The sequence below is a fragment of the Aliiroseovarius sp. PTFE2010 genome (assembly GCF_049943335.1).
GTDB lineage: Bacteria > Pseudomonadota > Alphaproteobacteria > Rhodobacterales > Rhodobacteraceae > JBNFVY01.
In genome coordinates this window covers 86,514-98,380 of the sequence record NZ_JBNFVY010000001.1, presented here as the reverse complement: position 1 = coordinate 98,380, position 11,867 = coordinate 86,514, and the positions used below count along the sequence as shown (strand labels likewise).

General features: G+C 61.8%; 14 protein-coding genes. 11 read left to right on the top strand and 3 right to left on the bottom strand.

From position 1 onward, the window contains the following. The first annotated feature begins 7 nt into the window (after positions 1-7). The 5 genes from mtgA (at position 8) to ACP2AV_RS00510 (ending at position 3,763) form a co-directional block, all read left to right on the top strand. Positions 8-742 (top strand): monofunctional biosynthetic peptidoglycan transglycosylase, encoded by a 735-nt coding sequence (mtgA, locus tag ACP2AV_RS00530; RefSeq protein WP_426370700.1) that lies wholly within the window; start codon positions 8-10, stop codon positions 740-742. Between the two features lie 54 nt (positions 743-796). Beyond that, the gene (locus ACP2AV_RS00525; protein WP_426370699.1) at positions 797-1,462 is read left to right on the top strand and encodes a glutathione S-transferase family protein; all 666 of its coding nucleotides are present in this window, start codon (positions 797-799) and stop codon (positions 1,460-1,462) included. A 33-nt stretch (positions 1,463-1,495) separates the two neighbouring features. Next, positions 1,496-2,554: a tRNA epoxyqueuosine(34) reductase QueG gene (gene queG, locus ACP2AV_RS00520; RefSeq protein ID WP_426370698.1), complete on the top strand. Its 1,059-nt coding sequence runs from the start codon at positions 1,496-1,498 to the stop codon at positions 2,552-2,554. Then, positions 2,551-3,462, top strand: a complete 912-nt coding sequence (locus ACP2AV_RS00515) for a DMT family transporter (protein WP_426370697.1) — start codon at positions 2,551-2,553, stop codon at positions 3,460-3,462. The genes queG and ACP2AV_RS00515 overlap by 4 nt, the downstream gene beginning before the upstream one ends. A gap of 124 nt (positions 3,463-3,586) precedes the next feature. Continuing rightward, complete coding sequence (locus ACP2AV_RS00510; RefSeq protein WP_426370696.1) at positions 3,587-3,763, top strand: hypothetical protein; 177 nt, start codon at positions 3,587-3,589, stop codon at positions 3,761-3,763. Between the two features lie 38 nt (positions 3,764-3,801). Here the strand turns inward: ACP2AV_RS00510 and ACP2AV_RS00505 are convergent, their stop codons facing one another. Continuing rightward, the gene (locus ACP2AV_RS00505; RefSeq protein WP_426370695.1) at positions 3,802-4,248 is read right to left on the bottom strand and encodes a hypothetical protein; all 447 of its coding nucleotides are present in this window, start codon (positions 4,246-4,248) and stop codon (positions 3,802-3,804) included. 60 nt (positions 4,249-4,308) lie between these two features. Further along, positions 4,309-5,175, bottom strand: coding sequence for a branched-chain amino acid aminotransferase (locus ACP2AV_RS00500; protein ID WP_426370694.1), 867 nt, complete (start codon positions 5,173-5,175; stop codon positions 4,309-4,311). Between the two features lie 156 nt (positions 5,176-5,331). Between ACP2AV_RS00500 and ACP2AV_RS00495 the strand changes: the two genes are divergently transcribed. Together ACP2AV_RS00495 and ACP2AV_RS00490 are read left to right on the top strand one after the other, a co-directional pair. After that, positions 5,332-5,841, top strand: a complete 510-nt coding sequence (locus tag ACP2AV_RS00495; protein ID WP_426370693.1) for a MarR family winged helix-turn-helix transcriptional regulator — start codon at positions 5,332-5,334, stop codon at positions 5,839-5,841. After that, a complete protein-coding gene (locus tag ACP2AV_RS00490) occupies positions 5,838-6,566 on the top strand; it encodes a response regulator (RefSeq protein WP_426370692.1) in 729 nt (242 codons plus the stop codon). The genes ACP2AV_RS00495 and ACP2AV_RS00490 overlap by 4 nt, the downstream gene beginning before the upstream one ends. A 28-nt stretch (positions 6,567-6,594) precedes the next feature. Here ACP2AV_RS00490 and ACP2AV_RS00485 read toward each other — a convergent pair whose 3' ends face one another. Then, positions 6,595-7,740, bottom strand: coding sequence for a histidine kinase dimerization/phosphoacceptor domain -containing protein (locus tag ACP2AV_RS00485; protein WP_426370691.1), 1,146 nt, complete (start codon positions 7,738-7,740; stop codon positions 6,595-6,597). A gap of 129 nt (positions 7,741-7,869) precedes the next feature. Between ACP2AV_RS00485 and ACP2AV_RS00480 the strand changes: the two genes are divergently transcribed. The 4 genes from ACP2AV_RS00480 to dxs are packed head-to-tail and all read left to right on the top strand — an operon-like array spanning position 7,870 to position 11,850. Further along, entirely contained in the window at positions 7,870-8,796 is a 927-nt protein-coding gene (locus tag ACP2AV_RS00480) for a histone deacetylase family protein (RefSeq protein ID WP_426370690.1), read from the top strand. After that, entirely contained in the window at positions 8,793-9,035 is a 243-nt protein-coding gene (locus ACP2AV_RS00475; protein ID WP_426370689.1) for an exodeoxyribonuclease VII small subunit, read from the top strand. Before ACP2AV_RS00480 ends, ACP2AV_RS00475 begins: the two co-directional genes overlap by 4 nt. A 1-nt stretch (position 9,036) precedes the next feature. Continuing rightward, the gene (locus ACP2AV_RS00470; protein WP_426370688.1) at positions 9,037-9,900 is read left to right on the top strand and encodes a polyprenyl synthetase family protein; all 864 of its coding nucleotides are present in this window, start codon (positions 9,037-9,039) and stop codon (positions 9,898-9,900) included. 21 nt (positions 9,901-9,921) lie between these two features. After that, complete coding sequence (dxs, locus tag ACP2AV_RS00465; RefSeq protein WP_426370687.1) at positions 9,922-11,850, top strand: 1-deoxy-D-xylulose-5-phosphate synthase; 1,929 nt, start codon at positions 9,922-9,924, stop codon at positions 11,848-11,850. Positions 11,851-11,867: the final 17 nt, after the last annotated feature.

The window sequence follows — 11,867 nt, the reverse complement described above, 5'->3', positions numbered from 1 at the left end:
TTCACCCGTGGCAAAAACCCCGAGCAAAAAAGAAACAGCCAAGGCAGCGCGCCCCCGTCCTGTGCGCCCCCGACCTGTGCGATGGGCGGTCAAATGGGCCGTGCGCGCGGTGGGGGTGGCAATCGTTCTGGTGGCGCTCTGGATCGGGGCCTATGCGGTGCTGCCGGTGCCTTCGACGCTGTATATCCAATCTGAAGTGCGCCGTTTGGGCGGGGTAGACTATGAATGGGTGCCGGTTGACGATATCGCCCCGGTGATGCTGCGGTCGGTCGTGGCGGCAGAAGATGCGAATTTTTGCAACCATTGGGGGTTCGATGTCGCCGCGATTCGCGAGGCGATAGATGATGGCGGGCGGCGCGGCGCGTCGACCATCAGCCAGCAAACGGTCAAGAACGCGTTCCTGTGGCATGGGCGCAGTTGGCCGCGCAAAGGGCTTGAGGCCCTGATGACGCCGGCCATCGAAGCGGCATGGAGCAAGCGGCGTATCCTGGAAGTTTACCTGAACATCGCCGAATTCGGCGAAGGTATCTTCGGGGTCGAAGCGGCCGCGCGAAACTACTTTCGCGTCGGCCCCGAAGATCTGACTGCGGATCAGGCCGCGCTGCTGGCGGCCATTCTGCCCAGCCCCAAGACCCGCAATGCCGCGCACCCCGGCCGTTTCACGCGCAATCGCGCCATCCAGATCCGTTCCGGCGCGCAGACCATCGCCGCCGACGGGCGCGCCGCCTGTTTCGAGGATTGAAATCGCGGGTGGAAACCGGCATCTAGGGTGCACCTAATTCGCGAGTTGACCCGCATGATACGCCTTTTCCATGTTCCGCTGTCCCCGTTCTGCCGCAAGGTGCGCCTGGTGCTTGCGGAAAAAAAGCTCGAGGTTGAGCTGGTCGAGGAACGGTACTGGGAGAAAGATCCAGATTTCCTGCGTCGCAACCCGGCCGGCAAGGTGCCCGTCCTGCGTATGGATGGCATGACCATGTCGGAAAGCACGCCGATCTGTGAGTATATCGAAGAAAAATACCCCGAACCGGCCCTGATGCCCCCCAATCCCGAAGCCCGGTACGAAGTGCGCCGGCTGGTCAGCTGGTTCGACGACAAGTTTCACCAGGACGTGACGTCGAACCTGCTTTATGAGCGGGTGAACAAGAAGATCACCGGCGAAGGCTACCCGGACTCGCGCAATGTCAAGGCGGGGGCCAAGGCCATTCGCTTTCACATCGACTACATGGCCTGGTTGCTGGACCAACGCCGGTGGCTGGCAGGGGACGCGATCAGCCTGGCGGATTTTTCCGCAGCGGCCCATTTGTCGTCGCTGGACTATATCTCGGATGTGGATTGGCATCGGTCCCAGACCGTCAAAGACTGGTACGCCAAGATCAAATCGCGCCCCGCGTTTCGCGCGGTTCTGGCCGACACGGTGCCGGGATTTCCCCCGCCCGCACATTATGCCGACCTGGATTTCTGATCCCCGGCGCACGCGCAAACATAGGGGTAAACCGTGTCTAGTGCACTGAAAAAGGCACTTTTTCAACGGGCCACCGAAGAAGGCTTTGCCGCCATGGGGGTGTGCCGGCCCGATGCCATTGCCCATGCTGGCGACAGGTTGCAGGAATTCGTAGACGCCGGGATGCATGGCCAGATGGCGTGGATGGGCGAACGCATGGCATGGCGCGGCAACCCCGCGGCGCTGTGGCCCGACGCGCGTTCGATCATCATGTTGGCCGAGCCCTATACACCCACGCACGATCCGATGGCGGTGCTGGGCAAACCGGACAAGGGGGCGATTTCGGTCTATGCGCAGAACCGCGACTATCACGACGTGGTCAAAAAGCGGCTGAAACGGGTGGGGCGCTGGTTGCTGGATGAGGCGGCAAAAAGCGGCTCTGACACGGCGCAAATCAAGGTTTTCGTGGATACCGCACCGGTCATGGAAAAGCCCTTGGGCGCGGCGGCGGGCCTGGGCTGGCAGGGCAAGCACACCAACCTGCTGGGCCGCGAATTGGGCAACTGGTTCTTTCTTGGCGCGATCTTTACCACGCTTGATCTGCCGACCGACCCGCCCGGGATCGAACGGTGCGGATCCTGCACGGCCTGCCTGGATGTCTGCCCGACGGATGCGTTCGTGGCACCGTTTCGGCTGGATGCACGGCGGTGCATTTCGTATCTCACGATCGAGCACAAGGGCCCGGTCGATCCTGCGCTGCGCGAAAAGCTGGGCAACCGGATCTATGGCTGTGACGATTGCCTTGCGGTGTGCCCGTGGAACAAGTTCGCCGTGACCGGGCGCGACGCAAAACTGGCGGCGCGCGCCGACCTTGTCGAACCGGAACTTGGGGCGCTCAGCCGGTTGGAAGATGCCCAATTTCGCAGCCTGTTTTCCGGATCGCCCATCAAGCGGATCGGGCGCAACCGGTTCGTGCGCAATGTGCTCTATGCGATCGGAAATTCCCTGGAACAGAGACTGATTCCGGATGCCGAGGCCCTGTTTGATGACCCGGACCCCGTGGTGGCCGACGCGGCCCGCTGGGCGGCCGGGCGGCTGGGGGACAAGCCATGAAGGGCATCGGGTTCAAACTGATGCAGGTGCTGATGTTCACCATCATGACGGCCTGCGTCAAATGGGCGGCTGCGCGGGGGGTGCCACCGGGTGAAACGGTGTTCTTTCGGTCGCTGTTCGCGGCGCCGGTGATCATCGGCTGGCTGGCCCTGCGGGGCGAACTGGGCACAGGATTGAAAACGGACAATCCGTTGGGCCATGTCTGGCGCGGGCTGGTGGGCACCGTCGCCATGGGCTGCACCTTTGCCGGGCTGGCGCTGCTGCCCCTGCCCGAGGTTACGGCCATCGGGTTCACTGCGCCGCTGCTTGTGGTTGTGTTTGCTGCGATGTTCCTGGGCGAACGGGTCGGGGTGTTCCGGCTGACCACCGTGGCGCTGGGCTTTGCCGGGGTTCTGGTGATCCTGTCGCCCCGTTTTGCGATTGGCGGGGTCGATGACACGCGCGCGGCGCTGGGGGCGATGATCGTGCTGATGGGCGCGATCTTTGCCGCCCTGGCGCAGATTTTCGTGCGCAACCTGACCCGCACAGAAGGCACCGCGACCATCGTGTTCTGGTTTTCGATCACGGCGACCGGGCTGTCGCTGCTGACCTTGCCGTGGGGCTGGGTATGGCCGGGCTGGACCGTTGTCGGGGTGATGATCCTGACCGGTCTGGTGGGCGGGTTCGGGCAGATTTTCCTGACGTCGGCCTATCGCTATGCGGACGCGTCGCTGGTTGCGCCATTTGAATATGCGTCTCTATTGCTGGCGCTTATCGTCGGATATGTCGTGTTTGCCGAATCGCCGACCCCACCCATGCTTGCCGGGGCCAGCCTGGTCATGCTGGCGGGGATCCTGATCATCTGGCGCGAGCGTAAACTTGGGCTCGACCGCGCCAAGCAACGCAAGATCACCGGGGGCCAGGGCTGAGGCGGGCAGGTTTTAAACGGTTAGGATTTAGACGGGCTGGCTGAGACGGCAGGGTTGAAATAAGTCCGGACCGGACCTAAGTTGGATGCACTCCCTGAGTTGGTTGCATTCAAAGGAGAGTCCCATGATGACATCCGACGACAAACCAAACATTCATCTCAAGCGTATGATCGACGCCGAACGGCGGCATGGCCCGGATGGCAGTTCACACGCCAGCAAGGCGGTGTTTCGCAAACCCCGGCAACGTGGACACGCCAGGACCGGGCAATATGCACGGATTGAACGCGGGGTCGAAACCTGAGGTCTAGTCGGCCGTAAGCCGGTCAATCCATGACAGGCTTACGGCTTGGCATTGATCTTGTTTTGCGAATGCCGGGCGGCCATGCGAAACGCATCCGCGGTGGGCCTGATCCCTTCGGCCGCGCGCCGCAGGGAATAAGCCCCGATGCGGCTTTTTCCGACGGTGTAGGTGATCTGAATGCCGCTGCCCGGGTGCGAAGCATAGACGAATTTGCTTTCCAACCCATAGAGATCGAACGCCCGGTTGATCGACGCTTCGAAGTCGGACCGGGACATGGGCAGAGACGCGCCGGCGCCAAGGCGCACCGTGGTGACAATCGGCCCGCCAGACGCGACCAGACCGGCATTAACCAGTTTTCTTTCGGTGATCCCCAGCGGGCGCAGCGTGGGGTCGTCGGTGAGCCAGAACCATGTCAGCATAAAGCTGGCCGGCGTCACGATGAGCGCGGCGGCGATCGACAGGTAGATATTGTCGCGTTGAATCATGATTAGGCCAACCTGCGGTTTTGCGCAGATTGACCTGTTCTTGGTTGAAATTCGGTGAACTCAGGTGCGAACGAGCTTTTCGTAGGCGTCCGAGATTTCCCGTGTCAGGCTGCCGACTTCGAAATTCCAGTCGCCGATCTGACCGACGGGCGTGACCTCGGCGGCGGATCCTGTCAGCCAGCACTGTTCAAAGCTGTCCAGTTCCTCGGGCATGATATGGCGTTCGTGCACGGTGATGCCGCGCTCTTTCAGCATGGTGATCACGGTCTGGCGGGTCAGCCCGTTCAGGATCGCGTCGGGGATGGGGGTGTGCACTTCGCCGTCTTTGACGAAGAAGATGTTCGCGCCGGTGGCTTCGGCCACATAGCCGCGATAGTCAAAGAACATCGCATCCGAGCAGCCTTTTTCTTCGGCCGCGTGTTTGGACATGGTGCAGATCATGTAGAGCCCTGCAGCCTTGGCGGCGGTGGGGATCGTTTCTGGGCTGGGGCGTTTCCATTTGGCTACGTCCAGCTTGGCGCCCTTGTATTTGGCATCGCCGTAATAGCTGCCCCATTCCCATGTCGCCACGGCCATGCGCACCGGATTGCGGCGCGCCGACACGCCCATGTCTTCGCCCACCCCGCGCCAGGCCACCACGCGCACATAGGCGTCGGACATATCGTTGGCGTCCAGAACGGCGCGCTTGGCCGCTTCGATTTCGTCCACCGAATAGGGGATTTCCATGTCCAGCAGTTTGCCCGAGTTCAGCAGACGTTCCGAATGCTTTCGGCTGAGGAACACCTTGCCGTTGTAACAACGCTCGCCCTCGAACACCGACGAGGCATAGTGCAGCGCGTGGCTGAGAACGTGGACATTGGCATCACGCCAATCGACCAATTTACCGTCCATCCAGATCTTGCCGTCGCGATCATCATATCCAGCCATGCGTACCCTCCGATTTTCAGATATTGCGCAAGAATGGTCCACAGCGGACGTATTATTGCGTGAAATCTGCAGATCGCTATCAATTGATTCTTGGAATGTCAACAAGACTGACGTAATGTGCACATATGTTACGCGGTTTGTGAACGAGGTGAAGGGATGGCCGAGGACGGTGGACCAGGCGGTCCAAGTGGCGGAAACCTTCTGTTTCTGACCGACGAGCAATTGCGCAAAGGTATCGAAGCGATGTTCTTTGCGTATCGCGGGTTTACCGCCGATCCGGATCGAATTCTCGAACAATACGGGTATGGCCGGGCCCATCACCGCGCAGTGCATTTCATCAATCGTTCGCCCGGCACGACGGTCAATAACCTGCTCGATATCCTCGGTGTGACGAAGCAATCGCTGAACCGGGTTTTGCGGACGCTGATTGACGATGGTCTAGTTGAAAGCCGTGTGGGGAACAAGGACAAACGCGAACGCCACCTATACCTGACAGAGCGCGGCGCCGACCTGGAGCGCGAACTGTCCGAGGCCCAGCGCAGCCGGATGCGGGCCGCATATCGCACCGTCGGGCCCGACGCCGTGGCCGGGTTCCGCCAGGTTCTTGAAGCGATGATGGATCCCGACCAGCGCCGCCACTTCAGATCGTTCAAGGATCAGTCATGACGGTGCAATCCACGGCGCAATCTACGGTGCAATCTGACGCGCATCTGCTGATCGTCGATGACGACGAACGCATTCGCACCCTGTTGCAAAAATTCCTGATCCGAAACGGGTTCTTTGTGTCTGCGGCAAAAGATGCCGCACAGGCCCGCCGATTGCTTGGCGGTTTGGAATTCGATCTGATCGTGATGGATGTGATGATGCCGGGCGAAACCGGCATTGAACTGACCCGCGTCTTGCGGGCCGATGTGACGACGCCGATCCTGCTGTTGACCGCCAAGGGGGAAACATCGGATCGGATCGAAGGCCTGGAAGCGGGGGCAGACGATTACCTGCCCAAACCGTTCGAGCCGAAGGAATTGTTGTTGCGGATCAATGCGATCTTGCGCCGGGTGCCGCCGGTGCCCCCCGAACAGGCCATTCCCACGATCCTGTCGCTGGGGCCGATCCGTTATGATGTCGAACGATCAGAGCTTTGGCAGGGCGAAGATCTGGTTCGTCTGACGGCAACCGAAAACCAGTTGATGCGCATCTTTTCCGCCACCCCGAACGAACCGGTCAGCCGGACCCAGTTGGTCGAAAAACTGGGCCGCGATCGTGGGCAGGCCCAGGAAAGGGCCGTTGACGTGCAGATCACCCGGTTGCGCCGCAAGCTTGAGGTGGATCCAAAGCAGCCGCGCTATCTGCAGACAGTGCGCGGCGCCGGGTACATGCTGGCGCCTGACTAAACTGATGCCCGCCGAACCCGTTGCCCTCCTAGCCTGCGTCATCCGCCATCGGCACCGTCACAAGCACGACGGTGCCTTTTTCAGACGGCTCGAACGTCAGTTCCGCGTCAATCTGCGCGGCCGACGCCCGCATGACCATCATGCCAATGCCACCCGCCCGTTCCACGTCGCATTCATCCAGCCCGATACCATCGTCGGCGATGCGCACCGTCAGGCGGTTGTCATCGGTTTGAAAACTGATGGAAATCGACCCTGTTCCATCGGGAAACGCGTATTTGACGGAATTGGTGACGAATTCGTTGATCACGATTGCCAGCGCCGTGGCCGCCTGGGTCGGCAGGATGGCCTCACTCGTCGCGCAGGTCAGCGTGATGCCGTTGGGCAAGGTCGCGCTGAGGTTTTCGGTCAACCGCTGGATATAGCGGGCCATCGATACGGTTTCATCCGATCCGGCTTGATACAGTTCGGCATGGATCAGGGCGATGGCGGAAATGCGGTTTTCCGCTTCGTGCAGCGCAGAGCGCACGTTTTCATCTTTGGCGCGCCGCGCCTGGATGCGCAGCAGCGATGTCACCTGCAACAGGGAATTCTTGACCCTGTGATCGATTTCGCGCCGCAGCACTTCTTGCAGTTCAAGCGATGCACGCAGGTTTTCCGCCGCATCTTCGGCTTCGCGCAGCATCTGGCGCAGTTCGATCTGCACCATCACCTGCCGCGAAAGTGTCTCTAACGCGCGCTTTTGGAAGTCATTCAGTTGCCTTGGCTGGCGGTCCAGCACGCACAAGGCGCCCAGCGGCGTGCCGTCTTCGGTTTGCAATGGCGCCCCGGCATAGAATTTCATGTCAACGTCGCCATCGTGCACCAGCGGGTTGTCCGCGGTGCGTCGATCGGTTCGGGTGTCGGGAATTTCCAGCACATCGTCATAGGTCATCGCATAGGCGCAGACCGAATGTTCGATCGGGGTTTCAGACGCCTCAAGCCCGACCTTGGCCTTGAAATACTGCCGATCCGAATCGACAAGCGAAATCATCGCCATCGGTACGTTGCAGATTTCGGATGCCAGCTGGACGATATCGTCGAAATCCTGTTCAGCCGGCGTGTCCAGCAGCCCAAGCGCATGCAGTTTATGCAAGCGCTCTTCGCTTTCAAGCACCTGCGATTGTGAATCTGTCATGAAATACCCTTGTTAGCTGCACGATCATAAGTCGGGAAATCGGGATGAACAGGCATTTATCGCGCCTGACCCCTTGGACATTTCTTCCGCATTCCGCACTCTGGCTGCGATAAGACCGAAGAGGACCCAATGGCAACAGCGTATTACTGGCATGACGATTGCCGACGACACGTCACACCCCAAGGCCACCCCGAACGCGTCGCGCGCCTTGGCGCGGTGGCGGATGCCTTGCAGGGCCTGGCGCTGGACCGGCGCGCCGCCCCGGTTGGCGAAATCGCGGATATCGCGCGTGTGCATCCACAGCGATACATCGACACGATCCGCGCCGCGATTCCGGAAACCGGCAGTTGCGCGCTGGATGGCGATACGCATGTGTCGCCCGGATCATGGGACGCGGCCCTGCGCGCGGTGGGGGGCATTTGCGCGGCGGTCGATGCGGTGCTTGGCGGCGCGGTGCGCAACGCCTTTGTCGGCTGCCGCCCGCCCGGACATCACGCCGAAACCGAGCGCGCAATGGGGTTTTGCCTGTTCGGAAACGTCTCTATTGCGGCGAAAAACGCCTTGGATCACCATGGGCTGGCCCGTGTCGCCATTGTGGATTTCGACGTACATCACGGCAATGGCACGCAGGATCTGCTGTGGGACGAGCCGCGCGCGTTCTTCGCGTCAAGCCACCAGATGCCGCTTTATCCCGGTACCGGTGCGCCGTCCCAGACCGGCGGGCATGGCAACGTGTTGAACGTGCCGCTGGGTCCCAATTCGGGCAGCCGGGCCATGCGGGCCGCGTATGAACGCACCATCCTGCCGGCGGTTGAATCTTTTGATCCCGACCTGATCCTGATTTCGGCCGGGTTCGATGCGCATGAACGCGATCCGTTGGCGCAATTGAACTGGACGACCGAGGATTTCGCCTGGGTCACCGGCGCGATCTGCGATGTGGCGGATCGTGTCTGCGGGGGCAAGGTGGTCTCGACACTTGAGGGCGGTTATGATCTGGAAGGCTTGCGCGACGGGGTCGCGGCACATGTGAAGGTTTTGATGGAGCACGGGGCATGACCGACAAACCGGTGAACGAGATGAGCTTTGAAGAGGCAATGGCCGAGCTGGAGCGTGTGGTCGGGCAACTGGACCGCGGCGACGTGCCGCTTGAGGCGTCGATCAAGCTCTATGAGCGCGGCGCCGAATTGAAAGCGCGCTGTGAGGTCAAGCTGAAGGAAGCCGAAGAAAAGGTGGCCAAGATCACGCTGGACCGCGACGGCAACCCGACCGGAGCGACACCTGTCGAAGGGCTGTGACGTGTTCGAAGACAAGTTGCGCGAATATGCGGCCCTGACCGAAGCGTGCCTGGCCACGTTCCTGCAAGATGTTCAGGGGTCCGAGGTCGGCGAAGCCATGGCCTGGGCCTGCCAGGGCGGCAAGCGTCTGCGCGCCTTTCTGGTGATGGAAAGCGCGGCTCTGCACGATGTGGCGCTGGATCAGGCTGTCTACGCCGCCGCCGCGGTCGAAGCGCTGCACGCCTATTCGCTGGTCCATGACGATCTGCCTTGCATGGACGACGACGATCTGCGGCGCGGTCTGCCCACCGTCCACGTAAAGTGGGACGAAGCGACCGGCGTGCTTGCAGGCGACGCGCTGCAATCGCTGGCCTTTCAGATGCTGACCCGGCCGGATGTGCCCGCCGAGGCGCGTTTGGCCTTGATAGAGTCTTTTTCACGGGCCATCGGCGGCCAAGGCATGGTGCTGGGTCAGGCCCAGGATATTGCCGCTGAAACCGCCGGAACGCCCCTGACGCTGGAACAGATCACGATCTTGCAACGCAACAAGACCGGTGCGCTGATCGGCTGGTCGGCCGAGGCGGGCGCGCGCATGGCCGGTGCAGACGTCACGGCGATGACGCGCTATGCGCAGCCTTTGGGTGTGGCGTTCCAGATTGCCGACGACATTCTGGACGTCGAAGGTGACACAGAAAAAACCGGCAAGCGCGTGGGCAAGGATGCCGACGCGGGCAAGGCGACCTTTGTGTCGCTGATGGGGCTTGACGGGGCCAAGGCACATGCCCGACAGTTGGTTGGCGCGGCCTGCGATGCTCTGGGCCCTTACGGCACCAAAGCGGATAACTTGCGGCAAGCGGCACGTTTCGCTATTGCGCGGGATACCTGACGCGACCGGCCGGAGCCAACCATGAGCGACAAGCCAGCCACACCTCTTTTGGACAAGGTGAGCAGCCCTGCCGATATGCAGGGCTTTTCGAATGCCCAACTGAAACAGCTGGCCAATGAGCTGCGCCAGGAAACGATCTGGTCTGTGTCCAAGACCGGCGGGCATCTGGGCGCCGGGCTGGGTGTGGTGGAACTGACCGTCGCGCTGCACGCCGTGTTCGACACCCCGCGCGACCGGTTGATCTGGGACGTCAGCCATCAGTCCTATCCGCACAAGATCCTGACCGGCCGGCGCCAGCGGATGGGCACCTTGCGGCAAAAGGGCGGGCTGTCGGGATTCACCAAACGCAGCGAAAGCCCCTATGATCCGTTTGGTGCGGCGCATTCGTCGACTTCGATTTCGGCGGCGCTGGGGTTTGCCGCGGCCCGCGATCTGGGCGGTGCGCCCGACCCGGCGCTGGGCGATGCGATCGCGGTGATCGGCGATGGCGCGATGTCGGGCGGCATGGCATTCGAAGCGCTGAACAACGCCGGCCATCTGGGCAAGCGTTTGATCGTGATCCTGAACGACAACGACATGTCGATTGCCCCGCCCGTTGGCGCCATGTCGACCTATCTCACCCGGCTTTATTCCGAAGGCCCGTTCCAGGAACTGAAAGCCGCGGCCAAGGGCGCGGCGTCTTTGTTGCCGCCGCCGTTCCAGCAAGGGGCGAAGCGGGCGAAGGAAATGCTCAAGGGCATGGCCGTGGGCGGGACGTTGTTCGAGGAACTGGGCTTCAGCTATGTCGGGCCGATCGACGGGCACGACATGGACCAGATTTTGTCTTTGTTGCGCACGGTCAAGGCGCGGGCCACCGGGCCGGTGCTGATCCATGCGATCACGAAAAAGGGCAAGGGGTATGCCCCCGCCGAGGCAGCCGATGACAAGGGCCACGCCACGGCCACGTTCGATATGGTCACCGGCCAGCAGAAAAAGGCGCCCTCGAACGCGCCCAGCTACACGTCAGTGTTTGCGCGCACGCTGCTGGACGAAGCCACGCGCGACGACAAGATCGTGGCGGTGACGGCCGCAATGCCCGACGGCACCGGGCTGAACCTGTTCGCCGAACGCTATCCGCGGCGCTGTTTTGACGTGGGGATCGCCGAGCAGCACGGCGTGACCTTTAGCGCCGCGCTGGCGGCTGGTGGTCTGAAACCGTTCTGCGCGATTTATTCGACGTTTCTGCAACGCGGCTACGATCAGGTGGTGCATGACGTCGCCATACAGCGGTTGCCGGTGCGTTTTGCCATTGATCGGGCCGGGCTGGTCGGGGCGGATGGGGCGACCCATGCGGGCAGTTTCGACATCGCATTCCTGTCTAACCTGCCGGGATTCACGGTCATGGCCGCAGCCGACGAGGCCGAGCTGGTGCATATGGTCGCCACCGCTGTTGCGCATGATGATGGGCCGATTGCGTTTCGCTATCCGCGCGGCGAAGGCGAAGGCGTGACCATGCCCGAGCGCGGCGAAGTGCTGGAAATCGGCAAGGGCCGGATGATCCGAGAAGGCGCGCGTGTGGCGATCTTGTCGTTCGGCACCCGGCTGGGCGAGGTTTTGAAAGCGGCCGAAGCGCTGAGCGCCAAGGGCATCACCCCGACGATTGCCGACGCCCGGTTCGCCAAACCGCTGGATGAGGCACTGATCCTGCAGCTTGCGGGTGATCATGAGGCGCTCATCACCATCGAAGAAGGGGCCGTTGGCGGGTTCGGCAGCCACGTCGCGCAATTGCTGGCCGACAATGCGGTGTTCGATCGCGGGCTGAAATTCCGGTCGATGGTCTTGCCGGATACGTTCATCGACCAAGCCAGCCCAGCCGATATGTATCAATCGGCCGGGCTGTCATCTGCGCAGATCCAGAGCAAGGTCCTGGAGGTTCTGGACGTGACGGATTTGGCGTCACGGCAGGCTTGAAATCACCCCCAGGGGCC

Excerpts from the sequence above, each read along its gene's own strand:
- ACP2AV_RS00525 (WP_426370699.1), top strand. The coding sequence starts at position 797 with ATGATACGCCTTTTCCATGTTCCGCTGTCCCCGTTCTGCCGCAAGGTG.
- ACP2AV_RS00515 (WP_426370697.1), top strand. The coding sequence starts at position 2,551 with ATGAAGGGCATCGGGTTCAAACTGATGCAGGTGCTGATGTTCACCATC.
- ACP2AV_RS00510 (WP_426370696.1), top strand. The coding sequence starts at position 3,587 with ATGATGACATCCGACGACAAACCAAACATTCATCTCAAGCGTATGATC.
- ACP2AV_RS00505 (WP_426370695.1), bottom strand. The coding sequence starts at position 4,248 with ATGATTCAACGCGACAATATCTACCTGTCGATCGCCGCCGCGCTCATC.
- ACP2AV_RS00500 (WP_426370694.1), bottom strand. The coding sequence starts at position 5,175 with ATGGCTGGATATGATGATCGCGACGGCAAGATCTGGATGGACGGTAAA.
- ACP2AV_RS00495 (WP_426370693.1), top strand. The coding sequence starts at position 5,332 with ATGGCCGAGGACGGTGGACCAGGCGGTCCAAGTGGCGGAAACCTTCTG.
- ACP2AV_RS00490 (WP_426370692.1), top strand. The coding sequence starts at position 5,838 with ATGACGGTGCAATCCACGGCGCAATCTACGGTGCAATCTGACGCGCAT.
- ACP2AV_RS00485 (WP_426370691.1), bottom strand. The coding sequence starts at position 7,740 with ATGACAGATTCACAATCGCAGGTGCTTGAAAGCGAAGAGCGCTTGCAT.
- ACP2AV_RS00480 (WP_426370690.1), top strand. The coding sequence starts at position 7,870 with ATGGCAACAGCGTATTACTGGCATGACGATTGCCGACGACACGTCACA.
- ACP2AV_RS00475 (WP_426370689.1), top strand. The coding sequence starts at position 8,793 with ATGACCGACAAACCGGTGAACGAGATGAGCTTTGAAGAGGCAATGGCC.
- dxs (WP_426370687.1), top strand. The coding sequence starts at position 9,922 with ATGAGCGACAAGCCAGCCACACCTCTTTTGGACAAGGTGAGCAGCCCT.